The sequence below is a fragment of the Phocaeicola sp. HCN-40430 genome (assembly GCF_037890285.1).
Classification (GTDB): Bacteria; Bacteroidota; Bacteroidia; order Bacteroidales; family Bacteroidaceae; genus Phocaeicola; species Phocaeicola acetigenes.
This window is the reverse complement of record NZ_JBBKBS010000010.1, coordinates 19,257-39,369: the sequence shown is the minus strand read 5'-3', so window position 1 is coordinate 39,369 and position 20,113 is coordinate 19,257. Positions and strand designations below refer to the sequence as shown.

The following is a 20,113-nucleotide window of genomic DNA, read 5'->3' as shown; positions in this document are numbered from 1 at the left end:
CAACCCCCTCTTTTTATTTAATTGTAACCCGCGAATAAGCCGGCTGATCTATTGAACAAAAATCTTTATCTAAAAACTTATAGTATCCTGTAATCGCAATCATTGCCGCATTATCTGTGGTATACCCAAATTTAGGGATATATATCTTCCAGCCATATTTTTCAGCATGCTCACGATACGCATTCCGCAAACCGTTATTTGCAGAAACACCACCGGCAACAGCCACTTCATTAATACCTGTATCTTTCACGACTTTGCGCAACTTGTCCATAAGGATATCTACAATCGTTTTTTCTAACGAAGCTGCCAGATCTTCCTTGTGATGCTCTATAAAATCAGGATCATCCTTCAGCCATTCACGCAGAGAATAAAGGAAAGAAGTCTTCAAACCACTGAAGCTATAATTATAACCAGGAATATGAGGCTTGCTAAATGTATACGCCTTAGCATTTCCCTGACGAGCCAAACGGTCGATAATCGGTCCTCCCGGATAACCAAGTCCCATTACCTTTGAACATTTGTCAATAGCCTCACCTGCCGCATCATCAATGGTCTGGCCAAGCACTTCCATATCATTATAAGCATTCACACGGATAATCTGAGAATTTCCTCCTGAAACCAGCAGACAAATAAACGGATATTTAGGCTGATTCTGATCTTCTTCCGATTCTTTTATAAAATGTGCCAACACATGCCCCTGCAAATGATTCACATCAATCATCGGAATACCCAAAGAACGAGCCAATCCTTTTGCAAAGGAAACGCCTACCAGCAGAGAACCCATCAAGCCCGGCCCACGAGTAAACGCAATTGCACTTAACTGTTCTTTTGTTACTCCGGCACGCTTCAAAGCCTCATGTACCACCGGTACAATATTCTGCTGGTGTGCTCTGGAAGCCAGTTCCGGCACCACACCTCCATACGCTTCGTGTACAGCCTGACTTGCAATTACACTCGAAAGCAATACACCATTCTTAATTACTGCAGCCGACGTATCGTCACAAGACGACTCTATACCCAATATTATTGTATCCATAATTTCTACGTAATTAATGCGTTAAGATTTCCAAGCCATTTTCCGTCATCACAAATGTATGCTCCCATTGAGCAGAAGGCAATTCATCCTCTGTTACTACCGTCCATCCGTCTTCTTCGTCCACAAAAACCTCCCATGTTCCCATATTAATCATAGGTTCAATAGTAAAGACCATACCCGGTACCAACAGCATACCTGTTCCCTTCTTGCCAAAATGCTCTACATCCGGCTCTTCATGAAATTCCAATCCCACTCCATGTCCACACAAATCGCGAACCACCGAAAAGCCATTCTTTTTGGCATGCTTTTCAATGGCATTGCCTATATCTCCCACAAAGCCAAAAGGCTGTGCAGCCTGCATACCTATTTCGAGGCATTCTTTGGCAACGTTAACCAGCTTTTCTTTTTCCGGAGTAGTTTTCCCGATAATAAACATACGCGAAGCATCCGAATAATAGCCATCCAATATAGTGGAGACATCCACATTTATGATATCTCCCTCTTCCAGGATTTCATCTTCCGAAGGGATTCCGTGGCACACCACTTCATTGATTGACGTACATACACTCTTAGGGAATCCTTCATAATTCAGCGGAGCCGGAATAGCTCCATGAGCCACCGTATAGTCATACACCAACTTATCTATTTGAGCAGTGCTCATTCCTGCACGGATTTCACTTTCAACCAAATCCAATACACCGGTATTTATTATGCCACTACGACGAATTCCCTCGATCTGTTCTGGAGTCTTAATCAACTGACGAGTAGGAACCAAACATCCTTTATTCTGATAATAAAGGACTTTCTTATCCAACTCTGTCAATTCAGCCCCTTTGGGAACCCTCCAGTTTATCTTATTTCTTCTCATACTTATACGATTCAAAAGTATTGCAAAGTTAACAGAAAAAAAAGAATCAACGAAGATTAAAGATAAAAATATCCATATAAGTTACAAACTGATTTCCTGATACATTAAAAAGTGTTAAACAAGAAGACTCTATTAATAAAACGCAAGCAAAAAGCTTTCATTAATAGATTTTTTATCTTAAATTGCCGCAAATAATTTTATTTTATCAGAGAACCCATAAATTTATTAGCGTATGGACAAATATCAAATTGGAACAAATGCAGGCATCGTTTGGAATGTATTAAAAAATAACGCCCATTGGAGTTACGAACAACTAAAGACTGCATCGGGACTGTCCGACAGAGATCTAAATGCAGCTATCGGATGGCTTGCCCGTGAAAACAAAATAGACTTTGACATCAACAAGGAAAACGACACTCTATTTTTAAGCGTAAATGTATACATAGGATGACAAAGGGTACACATTTGCAGCACACGGACAATCTCATCCAGCGTTAACGGGTTCTGATTATATCAACATACATCAGAACCCGTTATTTATATTATCTTATTTACCGTAATATCAGGAAAATCCTGCAAAAACATCAGCAATAACCCTTCCTCATTCATACGTTTGGCTTTAATCACCATCGTAACCCGATAAACCACATCACCTCCCACAGCAATCTCTGTCATCTCATACGATACAACTACATAATTCTTCGAATTAAAGTTGGAGGACACCTTACGTATCGCTTCTTTATTGGGAGCAGAGAATTCTATCATCATATTTCTCATGCCCATACTTTTAAAAAAGAAACTCAACGTTTCCAAACCAATAAGCACAAGAACCGTAGCCATTATCCCTATTCCATACATTCCAGCTCCTACAGCCAGTCCAATACCCGAAGTAGCCCAAATTCCCGCAGCGGTCGTCAAGCCACGTACCACCTGTTTCTGCAGAATAATGGTTCCAGCACCTATAAAACCTATTCCCGTAACAACCTGGGCAGCCACCCGACTGGGGTCAAGACGAACCAAATCAGCCTTCAACACATCCATAAAGCCATATTGAGAAACAATCATAATCAATGCACTTCCCAAGGCGACCAAAAAATGCGTACGATAACCAGCCTCCTTAGCACGGTACTCACGCTCCAAACCGATCAGTACTCCCATTGCTCCAGCCACAAAAAGTCTTAAAGCAAAATCCCAAAACAATTCTGTCATATCTATTCTTTTTTTTTAAAGAAAATACCTTCGTTTACCCCGAAAGATAAATAAAAACTTCGAATATTATACTATCTTTGCCTCATTAATCTACGTATTAAAACTCTATGAAATATAAACTCTTAGTATTAGATCTCGACGGGACATTGACCAATACCCGAAAAGAGGTGACCGAACACACACGTACTACACTTATCAAGGCACAAGAACAGGGGCTGAAAATCGTATTGGCTTCCGGAAGACCAACTTATGGCATTGCCCCTCTGGCCAACCTGCTGCAATTGGACAAATACGAAGGCTATGTTTTGTCGTACAATGGCGGAGAAATCATTGACTGGAAAACAGGTGATTTACTTTATAAGAATCTTCTGGACCCGGAAGTGCTTCCTTATTTATATCAATGTGCCAACGACAACCACTTTGCCATTGTCACATACGATGGAGAATATGTACTGACCGAATATCCAGACGATGAATACGTACTCAAGGAAGCACTGCTTAATGTGATGAAAATTAAGAAAGTAGACAATTTCCTTAAAGCAGTACAACACCCTATTGCAAAATGTCTCATTGTAGGAGAACCTACCCGGCTGGCTGTTTTGGAAAAAGAAATGTATAACCATCTGCACGACCGGATGGGGGTATTCCGTTCGGAGCCATACTTTCTGGAACTTGTACCCAAAGGCATAGACAAAGCCCAATCGCTGGCCGTGTTATTAAAAGAAATCGGCATGACCAAAGACGAAATGATTGCCGTAGGTGATGGATTCAACGACCTTTCCATGATAAAATATGCCGGACTGGGAGTTGCCATGAGCAATGCACAAGAAGTCGTAAAAGAAAACGCCGACTTCATCACTTTATCCAACGAAGAAGACGGAGTTGCACATGTTGTAGAGAAGTTTATTTTATCAGAAAACACAGATAAATAAAGTTTTCGATACCATTTTCAGCAAAGCACTTGCTTTTCTGATTAAACATAAGGCCCTGCAGGATAGCTATTTCAAACACAGCAATCTTGCAGGATTTTTTTCACATCTCCATCAGACTTTCTACACACCTGCAGGAAATACATTAATTGCCATACACATAAACGCATGATTCTATAAACTGATTAAAAACGACGACGTCGGCTGCACATTCGCCCACGTTGGCTGTGCATCCCACAGCGGCAAATCCATAATCAACGACGGCGGCTAAAACTTACGACATTCATCACCATCTTTTTATCCCAGCCGCACTACCCGACTATCGAGAAGCAAGAATTCCAACCTCCGATTCCGAGCGAATTGAAATAAATATACATTACACCACACAGCTTTTTAATACAAAGAAATCCAAATACAAAAAAAGAGGTCGTTTCAAGCCATGAAACAACCTCTCTTTCTGTATACTGAATAATTCGTATATTATTTCAAGATATCCAACTGCTTAAAGCATTTAATCAGTTTTTCAATCGCAAAATCAACCTGCTCTTTTGTATGAGTAGCCATCAATGCAAAACGCACCAACGTATCTTGAGGATGACATGCAGGAGGAATAACCGGATTAATAAACACACCTTCATCAAACGCCAGTTTAGTTACCTCGAAAGTCTTGTCTGTATCACGTACATACAATGGGATAATCGGACTTTCTGTTTCACCGATTTCAAAACCAGCCTCGCGGAAGCTCTTCAATGCATAGTTTGTAATCTTCCACAAGTTTTCCTGACGTTCCGGTTCTGTTTTGAAAATACGAAGCGCTTCTCTGGCTGCCGCAGTAGCTGCCGGTGTGTTACTTGCCTGGAATATATATGAACGGGCATTATGACGCAACCAGTTGATTGTATCCTTATCACCTGCCACAAAACCACCGATAGAAGCAAGTGATTTGCTGAATGTACCCATAATAAGGTCAATATCCTCTGTTACACCAAAATGATCGCAGACACCACGTCCCTGACGACCAAACACACCCAATCCATGAGCTTCATCTACATAAATAGTAGCGTTGTATTTCTTTTTCAGACGCACGATTTCAGGCAAGTTTGCCAAATCACCTTCCATGGAGAAGACACTGTCTACAACAATCAGTTTAATTGCATCCGGCTCACACTTCTGAAGTTCTTTCTCCAAAGCGTCCATGTCATTATGCTTGTATTTCACCTGATTAGCAAAAGACAAACGGCGTCCATCTACAATAGAAGCGTGGTCACGGTCATCACAAATCACATAGTCGCCACGACCAACCAGCTGAGGGATAACACCTTCGTTTACTGTAAATCCGGTAGAGAAACAAAGCGCTTCGTCTTTACCAACAAACTCAGCCAACTCTTTTTCCAGTTCCACATGAATATCAAGAGTTCCATTCAACAGACGCGACCCCGCACATCCTGTACCGTATTTACGAGTTGCAGCAATAGCAGCTTCGATTATTCGACTGTCATGAGTCAATCCCATATAAGAATTAGACCCAAACATCAAGACCTTCTTTCCGTCCATCATTACCTCTGTATCCTGGGCACTGTCTATTTCACGAAAATAAGGATAAACGCCTCTCTCCATATACATTTGAGGCACTCTGAATTTACTTAATTTGTCTTGTAATAATCCCATATCTAAAATGTAGAGTAAGTTTACTCAACTTACATTATTTATTATAAATGCCGTTTTTTAAAAGAACGCGCAAAGATACAAAAAATCGGAAAGTAAAACATTCATCCGATTAAAAAAAACAATCAAACTATCATTTCTCCAAAAAAACGGATGAATTATAAACAAAATAATCGTAATTTTGTCTTATCTAAAAGCCCTAACGGACTCAAAAATATGGATGCAAAGAAAAAAATAACATTTATAGTCAACCCCATATCCGGAACCCACGGAAAACAAGCCATTTTGGACTTGATAGAGAAAAAATTAGACTTAACAAAATACGAATATACTGTTTGTAGAACCGAATATGCCGGCCATGCTTCCGAAATAGCCAGAAAAGCCAGTGAAGAAGGCTGCGATATAGTAGTAGCAATTGGAGGAGATGGCACGATAAATGAAATCGGGCGTTCATTGGTACATACAAACACAGCATTGGGAATTATTCCATGTGGCTCAGGCAATGGTCTGGCCCGTCATTTACACATACCCATGGATGCAAAAGGAGCTATCGACACACTCAACAAGGGGTTTCAGACAACCATCGATTATGGAATCATAGACGGTCATCTGTTCTTCTGTACCTGTGGCGTAGGGTTTGATGCATTTGTCAGTTTGAAATTTGCAGATTCGGGGAAAAGAGGACTGCTGACTTATCTGGAAAATACACTTCATGAGAGTCTGACATACCGTCCTGAAACATACGAAATAGAAAATTCCGAGGGAACAGTAAAATACAAAGCGTTTCTCATTGCTTGCGCCAACGCCTCTCAATACGGGAACAATGCATACATTGCTCCACAAGCTTCTCTGACAGACGGATTAATGAATATTACCATCCTGGAGCCGTTTACTGTCTTGGATGTACCGGCCTTGTCATTCCAGTTATTCAATAAAACTATCGACCAGAACAGCCGTATCAAAACTATGACGGATAAAAAAATCATTATCCACAGAAGCAAGGAAGGTGTATTCCATTTTGATGGCGACCCGATGATAGGAGGAAAAGATCTGGAAGTGGAAATCAAGCCCAAAGGACTACATATCATTACCCCAGAAAAGCCTAAGGAGACATTCGACCCTTTTAGCCTCCTGCAAAACCTGACCGATTTTGTAGACAAGCGTCCCCTTACCACCACACTGGCTCACAGACACAAACAACTGGTCAAGCTAAATCAAAATATCTTACGAAGACTGAGCAAGAAGGATTAAAGCGTTCTTGCTCTTTTCCACTCTCCTGCCCTGTATTTTACATCGACAAATAAAAGTCACGGGTTAAAGCTATATATTCAGGAGAATACTCATGCCGGGCCAGTTCCACAACCAGATGTTCAGTTTTACATTCCGATGCCATACGCGAAAAAGCCATAAGAACTCTTTTAGGAACAGCCTCAGGCTTGGTATGCACAAAAGTCTGCCGGCACAGATACAACCGATAGTGAAGTGCATTCGCTATAAAGTCCGGGGCAACCCCCGACGGAAGAATCACCGAAAAGCATCCCTCTTCGGCAAGCAGTCTGTCTACAGCCTGCAACAACTCATCAAACGGCAGGCTATCCATATGTCTGGCAGTATTCCGCTGCTTGTCCGGACAATATACAGCTTCGGTAAAATATGGAGGATTCGATACAATGACATCAAACAAGCCATACTTTTCTCCAGACAAATCACGTACATCTTTATGTTCTACCACAATCCGATTCTTCCACTCGGAACGTTCGATGTTTTCACGAGCCTGCTCTACTGCAGCTTCATCAATATCTACCCCAACAACAGACGCATCCGAACGTTGGGCCAGCATTAAAGCAATCAGCCCCGTGCCCGTACCGATATCCAGTATCCGCCGTGCATTCTCTACAGAAGCCCAAGCTCCCAAAAGAACTCCATCTGTACCGACTTTCATGGCACACTTATCATGGTAAACCGTAAACTTTTTAAACTGAAAGAAAGGATTTGGCATATACTTCTCAAATTTTCGCCAAAAATACGCAAAACTTATTTATATAAAACCATAAAACCTTACATTCTTTAATGCAATATAAGGTATTACATTTCCATATTAAAAGCAGAATGATTAACTTTGTAACGTTTTTGCAACCATTTGCAAAGCCATAAAAATAAGAACATAAAAACAGCTATGATAAAAAAGAGAAAAAAAGAACATCTTTTAATGAATACAGAAAACGAGGATATTGCAATGATGGCCGAAATAGAAGATACAGCTCCCGTTGTCGAAGTGAAAGACATCGATCAGGAGTTGCCTATTATGACACTGCGTAATATGGTTGTTTTCCCCACTGTTATAATGCCTGTAGCTATAGGACGCCCGCCTACACTGAAGCTGGTAGATGCAGCTTTAAAGGAAAAGAAACTGATAGTCCTGGCTACACAGAAAGTGAGCGAAGTAGAAGAGCCGGAACTGAAGGATTTATTTCCTGTAGCAGTTATCGGACGCATACTTCGTGTCTTCGAAATACCCGGAGGGAACACCACAGCTATCGTACAGGCTCATGGACCGAAGGTTTATCTTGACAAGATAACTTCTACCCATCCTTATATGAAAGGGAAAGTCACTGTAGCCGAAGATGATATGACTGTAGAAAATACAGACGAATTCAAGGCATTGATGGATACTTGCCGCGAGCAAAGTATGAAATACATAGAAGTATCCGACCGGATTAGCCCAGACACTTCTGTAGCTATCAAGAATCTGGAAACACCGGAACTTCTGGTGAATTTTATTTCATCTAATTTCCCGTTCCCTATCGACTCCAAATTCGACCTGTTAAGTGCAAACTCTCTGAAGGAGCGATTGTATCGTCTTATTCAGGTATTGAACAGAGAAATACAATTGGCAACTCTTAAGCAAAATATCCAGCTTCGTACCCGGGAAGACTTGGATCGCCAGCAGAAAGAATACTTCCTGCAACAGCAAATCCGAAACATCCAAGACGAATTGGGACAAGGCGAAAATGGAGACATCGAAGAGCTGCGCAAGAAAAGTCAGGAAAAGAAATGGAAGAAGGAAGTTGCAAAGACATTCGAGAAGGAGTTGGCTAAGTTGGAGCGAATCAACTCCCAATCACCCGATTACAATGTACAGTTGACTTACCTGCAGACTCTTCTGGCTCTTCCATGGGATACCTATACTACCGATGTGATTAACATCAACAATGCTAAAAAAGTATTGGACAAAGATCATTACGGACTGGAGAAAGTAAAAGAACGTATTCTTGAACATCTGGCGGTACTGAAACTGAAAGGTGATTTGAAATCGCCGATTATCTGTCTGTACGGTCCTCCGGGAGTAGGAAAAACCTCTTTAGGACGTTCTATTGCAGCAGCACTTAAACGTAAATATGTACGTATGTCATTGGGCGGTGTACACGATGAATCGGAAATCCGCGGACATCGTAAAACATACATCGGTGCCATGCCCGGACGTATTATCAAGAGCCTGATAAAAGCCGAGACATCCAATCCGGTCATTATCCTTGATGAAATAGATAAGTTGGGCAGCGACCACCGGGGCGATCCGTCATCGGCAATGCTGGAAGTACTCGATCCGGAACAGAACAATACATTCCACGACAATTACATCGATATGGACTATGATTTGTCGAAAGTAATGTTCATCGCAACAGCCAACAATCTGGGTACTATCCCGACTCCTCTGCTCGACCGTATGGAGCTGATTGAGGTAAGCGGTTACATTACGGAAGAAAAGATTGAGATAGCACGTCGCCATCTGATACCGAAAGAATTGGAAGCCAACGGACTGAAAAAAGAGAACATCAAGTTCAACAAGGCTGCCATCGAGTATATCGTAGAGTATCATACACGTGAAAGCGGTGTACGCGAACTGGAAAAGAAAATCAGCAAGGTACTGCGTAAGATTGCTCTTGAAACAGCCAGTCAGGATGAGGTTCCCAACTACGATCTGAAGCCGGCAGATATCAAGAAATTCCTGGGAGCACCGGAATACTCCCGCGACAAATACCAGGGCAACGAATATGCCGGAGTAGTAACCGGACTGGCATGGACTGCTGTAGGAGGAGAAATCCTGTTTGTAGAAACAAGCTTGAGCAAAGGAAAGGGTGGACGTCTGACACTGACCGGTAATCTGGGCGATGTAATGAAAGAATCTGCCATGTTGGCATTGGAGTATCTGAAATCGCATACCCATCTGCTGGATTTGCCCGAAGGTATCTTCGACAACTGGAACATCCACATCCACGTACCGGAAGGAGCTATTCCAAAAGACGGACCTTCTGCAGGTATCACCATGGTAACCTCGCTTGCTTCAGCCTTGACTCAACGTAAAGTGAAAGCAAACCTTGCCATGACAGGAGAAATCACTTTGAGAGGAAAAGTACTTCCTGTAGGCGGTATCAAAGAAAAGATACTGGCAGCCAAACGAGCAGGTATCAAGGATATTATTCTTTGTGAAGAGAACCGTAAAAACATTGAGGAAATACAGCCTATCTACCTGAAGGGACTGACTTTCCACTATGTAAAAGATATTAAAGAAGTATTGGAACTGGCTCTGACAAACGAAAAGGTCGCTGATCCAATCGATTTTACCATAACGGAAGAAGAGAAGAAAACAACATGAAATTCGAATTGCAATATAAAGATGCCCGGTCGAATGCACGTGCCGGGCTTATCACCACAGCTCACGGGCAGATTGAAACTCCCATTTTCATGCCAGTAGGTACACTGGGCACGGTAAAAGGTGTTCACCTGCACGAGTTGAAAAACGATATCAAGGCACAAATCATCTTAGGTAATACCTATCATTTGTACCTTCGTCCGGGATTGGACATCATCGAAGGAGCCGGTGGACTACATAAGTTCAACGGTTTCGACCGTCCCATGCTGACCGACAGTGGTGGCTTCCAGGTATTCTCTCTTTCCGGCATTCGCAAGATGAAGGAAGAAGGAGTAGAGTTCCGTTCTCACATAGACGGATCGAAACATCTTTTCACTCCAGAGCGTGTCATGGATATCGAACGTACGATTGGTGCCGATATCATGATGGCTTTCGACGAGTGTGCTCCGGGAACTTCAGACTACGAGTATGCCAAGAAATCCATGGAATTGACTCACCGCTGGCTGGATCGTTGTATTACCCGCTTCAATGAAACGGAGCCCAAATACGGATACGAGCAATCACTCTTCCCTATTGTGCAAGGCTGTGTATACCCTGACCTGCGCCGCCGTTCTGCCGAATACATCGCATCAAAAAATGCAGATGGAAATGCCATTGGAGGTCTGGCAGTAGGAGAACCGACGGAAAAGATGTATGAAATGATTGAAGTGGTAAACGAAATTCTTCCGACCGACAAACCTCGTTACCTGATGGGGGTAGGAACACCGGTCAACATTCTGGAAGGTATTGAACGAGGAGTCGACATGTTCGACTGCGTAATGCCTACCCGAAACGGACGAAACGGAATGCTATTTACCAAAGACGGTATCATGAACATGCGCAACAAAAAGTGGGAGAACGATTATTCACCCATCGAAGCCGACGGTGCCTCTTACGTAGATACGATGTACAGCCGTGCCTATCTGCGCCATCTGTTCCATGCACAAGAATTGCTGGCCATGCAGATTGCCTCCATCCATAATCTGGCATTCTACCTCTGGTTAGTAGGTGAAGCCCGTAAGCACATTATTGCAGGTGATTTCTCTACATGGAAGCCGGCAATGGTAAAACGTTTATCAACGCGATTATAAAAAGTCATGAATAAAAACTTTTTCAAACAGACAAAGTGGCTGAAAAGACTTGACCGATACATCATTGTCAAGTTCCTTGGAACTTATTTCTTTGCTATCGCATTGATTATCTCCATTGCAGTAGTATTCGATATCAATGAAAACATCGACCACTTTATCAATAATAAGGCACCACTCAAGGCAATTGTCTTCGACTATTACCTGAACTTCATACCTTATTATACCAATCTTTTCAGTCCGTTGTTTGTTTTCATTGCCGTAATATTCTTTACCTCCAAACTGGCAGAGAATTCTGAGATTATAGCCATGTTCTCTACGGGCATGAGTTTTAAACGGCTGATGCGCCCTTATATGATTTCGGCCGCCATCATCTCTCTTGTAACCTACGGACTGAGTACGGAAGTCATTCCTACTGGAAGTGTCACCCGCCTGAAGTTCGAACAGGTATACAAGAAAAAGAAAAAGGTAGATTATGTACGCAATGTACAATTGGAAGTAGATTCAGGCGTAATAGCCTATATGGAACGGTATGAGGATTACAATAAAACCGGATATCGTTTCTCGTTGGACAAGTTCGAAAACCACAAGTTGGTATCCCATCTCACGGCACGGCGTGTGACTTACGATACGACCAGTGTGCACAAATGGATTATAAAAGACTATATGATTCGTGAGATGAAAGGTATGCGCGAATACATCACGAAAGGAGATGTGATAGATTCCGTCATCAAAATGGAACCGCAAGACTTCCTTATCACACGCGGACAGCAGGAAACGATGACCAGCTCCGAACTGAGTGACTACATAGCCAAACAGAGACAGAGAGGTTTTGCCAATATCAAGGTATTCGAGGTAGAATATCACAAACGAATAGCGATGTCATTTGCCGCATTTATCCTGACAACAATCGGTCTTTCACTATCTTCACGCAAAATGAAAGGTGGCATGGGACTCCATCTGGGTATCGGTATTGCACTAAGCTTCTCTTACATTTTGTTCCAGACTGTATCGTCTACATTTGCCATCAATGGAAACCTCCCGGCAGGCATTGCAGTATGGATACCTAATATTCTCTATTTGTTTATTGCAATCTACCTCTATCGGAAAGCACCGAAATAAAGACTTTCTCTACAAGAAGAAGAGAAAATCTTTCCGAAAACATCAGAATACACCCTAAAAGCAGTACTTACTTTTAGGGTGTATTTTGTTTTTCTCCGAAGAAAACTGTGACTGACCTATATTATTAGGTTTACTCCTTAATAATATATATTATGAACAGTATCAACATTCGTTTTGAAGTATCATTCGGAACAGGTTCCGAATACGATGCAGAAGCCTTGCAAAAAATTCAGCAAGAGTTAGCCACTACAGTAAAGAAACTACAGGCGCAGTACACAAAAAACAATTCCTTCCGAACCTCCCCACCTCCGAAACAGCAGACAGACTTTTTCCAGTTTGCCCGTGCCGAAACGGAGAATATGACAAAAGCATCGAGGTTCAATACTGCAAGAAACTACCGAACGGCTATCGCCCGATTACATCAGTATGTATCATTTACTCCTCTCCCTTTCCACTCCATCACTCCTTTGTTTATCGATAATTTCGAAAAATATCTCCAGAATCAAGGTTGCAACCTGAATACAATATCGTGTTACCTGCGTACTCTGCGCGCCATCTACAACAAAGCAGTAGAATTGGAACTTACTCCGCAACAATCTCCTTTTATCCGTGCCTTTACCGGATACGAAAACACCAGAAAAAGAGGAATCCCCAAGCGTCTGATACGTAAACTTATCAGTCTGGACTGCAGTAAACGTCCCACCCTGCAACTGGCCAAGGACCTTTTCCTATTCAGCATCTATGTACGCGGAATATCCTTTGTCGATATTGCTTTTCTGAAGAAATCACACATTTACGGCAACTATCTTACTTATTACAGGCGTAAAACCCATCAGCAAATCACTGTAAAGCTGGAATCTCCCAGTCTTGAAATTCTAAATCGTTACGCCGACACTTCTCAAGCCGGGTATTTATTCCCTATTTTAAGAGACACATCCCCCGCAGACAATTACAGAGAATACCGTTACCAGTTGGGAGTCTACAACAAACGGCTCAACCAGCTCAGCAAACTCCTGGGCGACCAATATCATCTTTCATCTTATGTATCCCGCCATACATGGGCCTCACTGGCCAAAGAGCAAGGAATCTCCGTATCCATTATCAGTGAAAGTTTGGGGCACACTTCAGAAAAAACCACACGTATTTACATGAAAGCGCTGGAAAAGCAAAAGTTAGACCAAGCCAACCAAAAGCTCATCAACCGTATGCTTGTTACCAGAAAGAGCCTGAACAAATAAGCTAAAAAATGAAAAAGTTGCTTTGTACAAGTTTCCTTGTGACAAAGCAACTTTTGCTTTTTGTTGTATTCAATTTTATTCAATGTTGACTCTTCCCATCAATTCAGATAAGAAGACAATTCCTCTGCATCCAGATTCTTGGCAATAATCACCCCGTTACTATCCAACAGATAATTGCCGAAACCATTTTCCAGACCGTACGCCTGAAAAGCTTTGGAATTAGCGCCTTCTGTTTCTACATAACTTTCCGGCAACTGAATTCCATCTTGTTTGACAGCCTGCCGATATACCGACGCATAATGGTCGAAAGAAACAGAAATCATCTTTATGCGGTCATAATCCCGCACCTCTTTGCTTAATGCTGCGTTTTTTACTCGGGAAGCCGCATCATAACTTGCCCAAAAGCTCAACAAAGTATACTTACCGTCACCGGCACGCAGGTCGAGCGACTGCGTCTGATTGCAGAGTAGCAACTCCGGAGCTTTCTCTCCTACAGTCAAAGTCTCTGCCGAAACTCTTTCTTCTTCAAATGAAAAAGAAATGAAAGAACTGAATATCAATACAACAAAAAACCATTTTACACTTTTAATCATGTAATTTGATTTTAGTTAATACTATCCGAGTCTGTCCCTTCACAGTGATTTCTACTCGGAACATCATCTTATAGATATTGGTCGCCCAATACCCCTTTCATTTTGAAATCCGGTGCAAAAATAAGTGTTTTTCATCATTCATCCTACAAAAACAAATAAAACTTTATGTTTTTGAGCATATTTTCACAAAAAAGAAATTATTTTCTACCTTCATCCATCCCTACACCTGCACGATTAACCCATGACGGAATTCGGCAAATCTTCTCCATTCCATCCTCTCAGTTCTCCTCTCTGTAAATAAATTTCCCCCTTTAAAATTACCATAATATGGCTTCCATATGCTTCCAAGGGGATAATTGATACCTTTTTATGCGCCCGAATCCAATAAAATCGTTACATTTGCAATATAATAATTATGGAATAAGGCAAACTATGAATACCGAACTAATATTAATCCGAATCAGCGGCTTGGACCGTCCGGGACTGACAGCTTCCATTACAGAAATCCTGTCGACATACGATGTGGACATCATGGACATCGGACAGGCCGATATTCACAGTACCCTCTCATTGGGTATCCTGTTTAAATGCTACGAAAAAGATTCGGGTAATATTATGAAAGAATTGCTTTTCAAAGCTTCTGCCTTAGGTATCAATATCCGCTTCTACCCCATTACACGAGAAGAATATGAAGAATGGGTAAGCATGCAGGGAAAGAACCGTTACATCCTGACTCTGCTTGGAAGAAAACTGACTGCCCAGCAAATAGCGGGCGCCACACAGATTCTGGCCGAACAGGGTTTGAACATTGATGCCATACGCCGTCTGACAGGACGTATGCCCCTGGATGAGAAGAAAGCACGCATACGTGCCTGCATCGAATTCTCTGTGAGAGGAACTCCCAAAGACCGTGATGTGCTTCAGAGCCGTCTGATGGAACTCAGTACCACACTGGGAATGGATTTCTCTTTCCAGCAAGATAACATGTACCGCCGCATGCGCCGTCTGATTTGTTTCGATATGGATTCTACCTTGATAGAAACAGAAGTAATAGACGAACTGGCCAAACGTGCAGGAGTAGGCGAACAGGTACAAGCCATTACCGAACGGGCCATGAGAGGGGAAATAGACTTCATCGAAAGTTTCAAGGAACGGGTGGCTCTGCTAAAGGGACTCGACGAAAGCGTAATGCGTGATATTGCCGAGCATCTGCCCATCACCGAAGGCGTAGAACGCCTGATGTACGTACTAAAGCGATATGGATACAAAATAGCCATTCTTTCCGGAGGTTTTACTTACTTTGGAAACTATCTGAAAGAGAAATTCGGCATCGACTACGTATACGCGAACAACCTGGAAATTGTAGATGGGAAACTCACCGGACGCCACATAGGCGACATTGTGGATGGAAAACGAAAAGCGGAACTGCTGCAACTCTTAGCTCAGGTAGAAAATGTAGACATCGCACAAACCATTGCAGTAGGCGATGGTGCTAACGACCTGCCTATGCTCTCCGTAGCCGGACTTGGTATTGCCTTCCATGCCAAACCCAAAGTAAAAGCCAATGCCCGCCAGTCGATCAATACAATTGGTCTTGACGGTGTATTGTACTTTCTGGGATTCAAAGATTCATATTTGGACGAACGCGGCAAACTATAGTCAACGATAACAAAAACGGATATTACTATATATGAAATTTTCAGAACTGAACTTAGAGGAGAGTGTTCTGCAGGCATTGGATGCCATGAATTTCAAAGAATGCACTCCTATACAAGAACATACTATTCCGGTCATTCTCGAAGGAAAAGACCTTATCGGTGTAGCACAGACCGGTACCGGAAAAACGGCTGCCTACCTGCTACCCGTCATCAATCAGTTGAGCAAAGGCGGATATCCCGAAGACTCCATCAACTGCATCATCATGTCGCCTACCCGCGAACTGGCACAACAGATAGACCAGCAGATGGAAGGTTTCTCCTACTTCATGTCCATCTCAAGTGTGGCCATTTACGGAGGAAACGACGGAGTACGATTTGAGCAGGAGAAAAAAGGCCTTACACTGGGAGCAGACGTAGTAATCGCCACTCCAGGCCGACTCATCAGCCACATCAGTCTGGGATACGTAGACCTGTCGAAGGTATCATTCTTCATCCTCGATGAGGCCGACCGTATGCTCGATATGGGATTTGCCGACGACATTATGCAGATAGTAAAACATCTTCCCAAAGAACGGCAAACCATCATGTTTTCGGCTACCATGCCCACCAAGATACAACAGTTGGCCAAAACCATTCTGAACAATCCGGAAGAGGTCAAACTGGCAGTATCCAAACCCGCCGAAAAAATTATACAGACAGCCTATATTTGTTATGAGACTCAGAAATTAGGCATTATCGAATCGCTGTTCTCCGAGCAACAGCCCGAACGTGTCATCATCTTTGCTTCTTCCAAACAGAAGGTAAAAGAAGTTACCAAATCACTGAAACGAATGAAGCTGAACGTAGGCGAAATGCACTCCGACCTGGACCAGAGCCAACGCGAAGAAATCATGCACGAATTCCGCAACAGCAGAATCAATATTCTTATCGCTACCGACATCGTTGCCAGAGGAATTGACATTGACGACATCCGTCTGGTTATCAACTACGACGTCCCTCACGACAGTGAAGATTATGTACACCGTATCGGACGTACAGCCCGTGCCAACCACGACGGTTGTGCCATTACTTTTGTAAGCGAAACGGAACAGACCCGCTTCAAGCAAATAGAAAATTTCTTAGGAAAAGATATTTACAAAATTCCTGTTCCATACGAGTTGGGTGAAGCTCCGCTCTATGCACCTCGGGTAGCCAGAAAGAACAATTCTCAGAAAAACCAGAACAACAAAAAAGGATACCGGCGCAACAACGGTAAATTCTTCAAGAAAAGAGTAAACAAATCGTAAGTACATAAAGCTCTATCGTTTATATACAGCACTGCCGGTTCTCCCTACCCCACGTAGAAAGAGAACCGGCAGTATTCATTTTGTAAGCAGAAACACGGAAATAGAATCATAATTTCCATTTTACACGTTTTCCGCTAACGCGTATTTTGATTTTTATCTTCATTCAAGAGGCTTCAAATCTCCTTTTTTCAGTCTGAGAATATGAGTATTTCTGCTATACAGCATGTTTTCATACCTTATAACGCATCGTTTTTCTACCCATAAAACCTCTTTACGATACTAGTATCATCGGCTTACGCGACTTGTATCGTTCACTTCCGTTACTATTCACGTAAGCCAACACTACCAATCGCGTATTTTCAGCCGACATTTTACATGCTAAAACAGTTTTTCCCACAGTTTTTCGCACACTTTTCCAACTATCAAAAAGACACCTTTACACATATTACAACAATATTAATGAAAGCATTTATTATAAACCAACTACACAACACGCCGTTACTCACCCATTATCCTTTAATATTGCATTTTCCGTATCCTTAAAAAATCGCATTTTCACAGGCAATCCTGCACTCCGGTACAAATAAGGCCGTTTTTTGATACTCTGAATTGACACTTTGTCATACAATCTAAAAGGAATAGAAAAATTTCTTCCATTGTCAAAAAGACAAAAATATTTTCTACAAAACAGATGACGGTAAGCTCAGACTTTCTTCATTTATCACCTCTATATCTAGCTTTAGGAACCTCCTCTATCCCAGAACACAATAACTCACAGTGCCAAATCTCCCCAAGATGGAATCTGTCTAGGCTTGCTCCTTTGAAAAGAAAAACGATACGGTGCAATCTTAAACTCACGACACAGATATGTCAGCAAATCATTGCCGTAACAGATAATATCTGTTTGATAAACAGAATATACGGGATTTCCCGCTTCACTTGGGAAAGCCGGAAGATAACGATGACCATAGACGGGTATAAGACGAGGCCATTTTTTGGCCAAAGAACGCACCGTCAACACACGCTGCACCAAAGAGTCTGGTTTCTGCCCCCACTCTTCAAGCCAAAAATTATTATACTCTACATCGAACATAATGTCTTCAACAGGCCAATCCATCATCGATTGCACTCCTACTCCCGACCGCCAGTCTGGAAACCGTTCCGACACAGGTAATGCTGTTTGTAAAAGAAGTTTTAAATCTGGTGGAAACACAAACTTAAATGTACGCTCTATATTCTGCACTTCTTCGTCCGACAATCCCGCATCAAACCCCACTCCTCTGGTCTGTAGACACTCTATCATATGTTCTGCATCTTGTTGCATCATACCCCATCGTCCGTTATCCGACATAAGCTTATTCAGTTAAATTCTTCTTCGGTAAAGATAGAAAATTAATTCAGACAGATAGCAAATCAAAGAGGCATAGTAAAACCTTTGTAATTAATTTACTACAACAGTTAAGCAAATCTTTCACAATCTATTGTAAAGCTATTCGCACACAGCAGTTGTGTTTGCTATTATAATATTTTATCACAACCCCTAACTTTCAAAAAATCCAGCAGAAATAAAAAACAATATACAAACTCTACATCCAGTTCAAAATGACACTTTGACAACATCAATGTTTATACAGAGTTAAATTAAGAGGCAGATATATAATACTGGTTAAACGTGTTTCTGTTTTCTACCCGAGCACCAAATAAGATACATTGTTTGCAATTCGTATTTTACAGTTATAAAACTGACAAATACAAAATCAATATATCTTATTTTATAAACCTATTAATATGTCAATAAAGACTGACACAAAAAAATGGACTAATTTCAAATGATGTAGTGATAATGAACTTTTCCGGTGTCTATAACATGGAAGGCTTTCCACATAATAAACAGTACCATTGGCTGGATTGCAGACACCTATCAGGAACAGACTGCTACTGTGATGATGAAGGCAAAAACGCTCTAATAAAAATAATCAAAAGGTGTCCTATAACTGGTATTCATTTCATTGATTCCGGTAATTATCACTATGTGACTAAATTATGGACAGACCGAATCGAAGAACCATTTGTTCTTGTAGTATTTGATCATCATCCGGATATGCAACCTTCTCTATTCGAACATATTCTTTCATGTGGAAGTTGGGTAAAAGATATTCTTGACAGCAATGTAAATTGTAAGAAAGTTATCATTGTAGGGGCTTCTGAGCAGCTCGTACAATCAGTATCACCTGAATATAAAGATAGAGTTCACTTCTATAGCGACAATGATCTGAATAAAGAAAAAAACTGGAAAAGTTATTATATATCATTCTTCAGAACCATCCTGTATTAGGGATAGACATTTGTGGTGAATTTATACCTAAATCCGATATCGCAGAAGATAATAAAGATGCAAGAATTGACGGTAAAATCAACAAAATTATTTTACAATTAATAAAATCAAAGACTGATAGTGGAGAATAATTACATTACAAGTAAAAATTAGGCTGTAACATCCGACCAGCAGATTATTACAGCCTAAATCAAATATTATCCTATATTGCTTATGCTTCCTCAATAGCGGCCTTCGCCATACCGATATAGATTTAATATTCAAATACTTAACTGTATCGTGTAAGCCTACAGTAAGCGAATATTTATCTAATATTGTTTTGATTAATGATTCCCCAGCTTAGAGGATATCCTCAATAGCGGCTTGTGCTGCAGGAATGTAGAACGGTGGAAACGT

Annotated in this window: 18 protein-coding genes; 10 read left to right on the top strand and 8 right to left on the bottom strand. The window is 41.6% G+C overall.

The features are described 5' to 3' along the window. Nucleotides 1-13: 13 nt before the first annotated feature. Both tsaD and map read right to left on the bottom strand, forming a co-directional pair. Nucleotides 14-1,036, bottom strand: coding sequence for a tRNA (adenosine(37)-N6)-threonylcarbamoyltransferase complex transferase subunit TsaD (gene tsaD / locus WKU26_RS06145; RefSeq protein WP_269876436.1), 1,023 nt, complete (start codon nt 1,034-1,036; stop codon nt 14-16). A gap of 13 nt (nt 1,037-1,049) precedes the next feature. Then, on the bottom strand, nt 1,050-1,904 hold the full coding sequence (gene map, locus WKU26_RS06140) for a type I methionyl aminopeptidase (RefSeq protein WP_269876437.1): 855 nt from the start codon (nt 1,902-1,904) through the stop codon (nt 1,050-1,052). Nucleotides 1,905-2,136: 232 nt separating this feature from the next. Between map and WKU26_RS06135 the strand changes: the two genes are divergently transcribed. Next, on the top strand, nt 2,137-2,355 hold the full coding sequence (locus WKU26_RS06135; RefSeq protein ID WP_269876438.1) for a winged helix-turn-helix domain-containing protein: 219 nt from the start codon (nt 2,137-2,139) through the stop codon (nt 2,353-2,355). An 86-nt stretch (nt 2,356-2,441) separates the two neighbouring features. Here WKU26_RS06135 and WKU26_RS06130 read toward each other — a convergent pair whose 3' ends face one another. Further along, complete coding sequence (locus WKU26_RS06130; RefSeq protein ID WP_340321297.1) at nt 2,442-3,113, bottom strand: MgtC/SapB family protein; 672 nt, start codon at nt 3,111-3,113, stop codon at nt 2,442-2,444. Nucleotides 3,114-3,220: 107 nt separating this feature from the next. On the opposite strand from WKU26_RS06130, the gene WKU26_RS06125 reads away from it, so the two are divergent. Next, complete coding sequence (locus WKU26_RS06125; RefSeq protein ID WP_340321296.1) at nt 3,221-4,045, top strand: Cof-type HAD-IIB family hydrolase; 825 nt, start codon at nt 3,221-3,223, stop codon at nt 4,043-4,045. A 477-nt stretch (nt 4,046-4,522) separates the two neighbouring features. On the opposite strand, the gene spt is transcribed toward WKU26_RS06125, so the two are convergent. Further along, on the bottom strand, nt 4,523-5,710 hold the full coding sequence (spt, locus tag WKU26_RS06120) for a serine palmitoyltransferase (protein ID WP_340321295.1): 1,188 nt from the start codon (nt 5,708-5,710) through the stop codon (nt 4,523-4,525). 213 nt (nt 5,711-5,923) lie between these two features. On the opposite strand from spt, the gene WKU26_RS06115 reads away from it, so the two are divergent. Beyond that, complete coding sequence (locus tag WKU26_RS06115; RefSeq protein WP_338158668.1) at nt 5,924-6,958, top strand: diacylglycerol/lipid kinase family protein; 1,035 nt, start codon at nt 5,924-5,926, stop codon at nt 6,956-6,958. Between the two features lie 37 nt (nt 6,959-6,995). Here WKU26_RS06115 and WKU26_RS06110 read toward each other — a convergent pair whose 3' ends face one another. Beyond that, on the bottom strand, nt 6,996-7,706 hold the full coding sequence (locus WKU26_RS06110; RefSeq protein WP_340321294.1) for a tRNA1(Val) (adenine(37)-N6)-methyltransferase: 711 nt from the start codon (nt 7,704-7,706) through the stop codon (nt 6,996-6,998). Nucleotides 7,707-7,883: 177 nt separating this feature from the next. Between WKU26_RS06110 and lon the strand changes: the two genes are divergently transcribed. The 4 genes from lon to WKU26_RS06090 all read left to right on the top strand — a co-directional run bounded on the left by lon (nt 7,884) and on the right by WKU26_RS06090 (nt 13,845). Then, nucleotides 7,884-10,361: an endopeptidase La gene (lon, locus tag WKU26_RS06105; protein ID WP_445323220.1), complete on the top strand. Its 2,478-nt coding sequence runs from the start codon at nt 7,884-7,886 to the stop codon at nt 10,359-10,361. Then, a complete protein-coding gene (gene tgt / locus WKU26_RS06100; protein ID WP_269876445.1) occupies nt 10,358-11,488 on the top strand; it encodes a tRNA guanosine(34) transglycosylase Tgt in 1,131 nt (376 codons plus the stop codon). The genes lon and tgt overlap by 4 nt, the downstream gene beginning before the upstream one ends. Before the next feature lie 6 nt (nt 11,489-11,494). Then, nucleotides 11,495-12,607 (top strand): LptF/LptG family permease, encoded by a 1,113-nt coding sequence (locus WKU26_RS06095; RefSeq protein WP_269876446.1) that lies wholly within the window; start codon nt 11,495-11,497, stop codon nt 12,605-12,607. A 152-nt stretch (nt 12,608-12,759) separates the two neighbouring features. Beyond that, nucleotides 12,760-13,845 carry a site-specific integrase gene (locus WKU26_RS06090; RefSeq protein ID WP_340321293.1) on the top strand — a complete coding sequence of 362 codons (1,086 nt, stop codon included), beginning with the start codon at nt 12,760-12,762 and terminating at the stop codon, nt 13,843-13,845. Between the two features lie 98 nt (nt 13,846-13,943). On the opposite strand, the gene WKU26_RS06085 is transcribed toward WKU26_RS06090, so the two are convergent. Then, nucleotides 13,944-14,438, bottom strand: a complete 495-nt coding sequence (locus tag WKU26_RS06085; RefSeq protein WP_340321292.1) for a thioredoxin family protein — start codon at nt 14,436-14,438, stop codon at nt 13,944-13,946. A gap of 432 nt (nt 14,439-14,870) precedes the next feature. Here WKU26_RS06085 and serB point away from each other — a divergent pair, with 432 nt between their 5' ends. Both serB and WKU26_RS06075 read left to right on the top strand, forming a co-directional pair. Beyond that, the gene (gene serB, locus WKU26_RS06080) at nt 14,871-16,097 is read left to right on the top strand and encodes a phosphoserine phosphatase SerB (protein ID WP_340321291.1); all 1,227 of its coding nucleotides are present in this window, start codon (nt 14,871-14,873) and stop codon (nt 16,095-16,097) included. 31 nt (nt 16,098-16,128) lie between these two features. Continuing rightward, complete coding sequence (locus tag WKU26_RS06075; RefSeq protein WP_340321290.1) at nt 16,129-17,382, top strand: DEAD/DEAH box helicase; 1,254 nt, start codon at nt 16,129-16,131, stop codon at nt 17,380-17,382. A gap of 271 nt (nt 17,383-17,653) precedes the next feature. On the opposite strand, the gene WKU26_RS06070 is transcribed toward WKU26_RS06075, so the two are convergent. Both WKU26_RS06070 and WKU26_RS06065 read right to left on the bottom strand, forming a co-directional pair. Beyond that, nucleotides 17,654-17,779, bottom strand: coding sequence for a hypothetical protein (locus tag WKU26_RS06070; RefSeq protein WP_340321289.1), 126 nt, complete (start codon nt 17,777-17,779; stop codon nt 17,654-17,656). A 375-nt stretch (nt 17,780-18,154) separates the two neighbouring features. Further along, on the bottom strand, nt 18,155-18,733 hold the full coding sequence (locus tag WKU26_RS06065) for an SMI1/KNR4 family protein (protein WP_340321288.1): 579 nt from the start codon (nt 18,731-18,733) through the stop codon (nt 18,155-18,157). Between the two features lie 681 nt (nt 18,734-19,414). On the opposite strand from WKU26_RS06065, the gene WKU26_RS12745 reads away from it, so the two are divergent. Continuing rightward, nucleotides 19,415-19,717: a hypothetical protein gene (locus tag WKU26_RS12745; RefSeq protein WP_445323219.1), complete on the top strand. Its 303-nt coding sequence runs from the start codon at nt 19,415-19,417 to the stop codon at nt 19,715-19,717. Nucleotides 19,718-20,113: the final 396 nt, after the last annotated feature.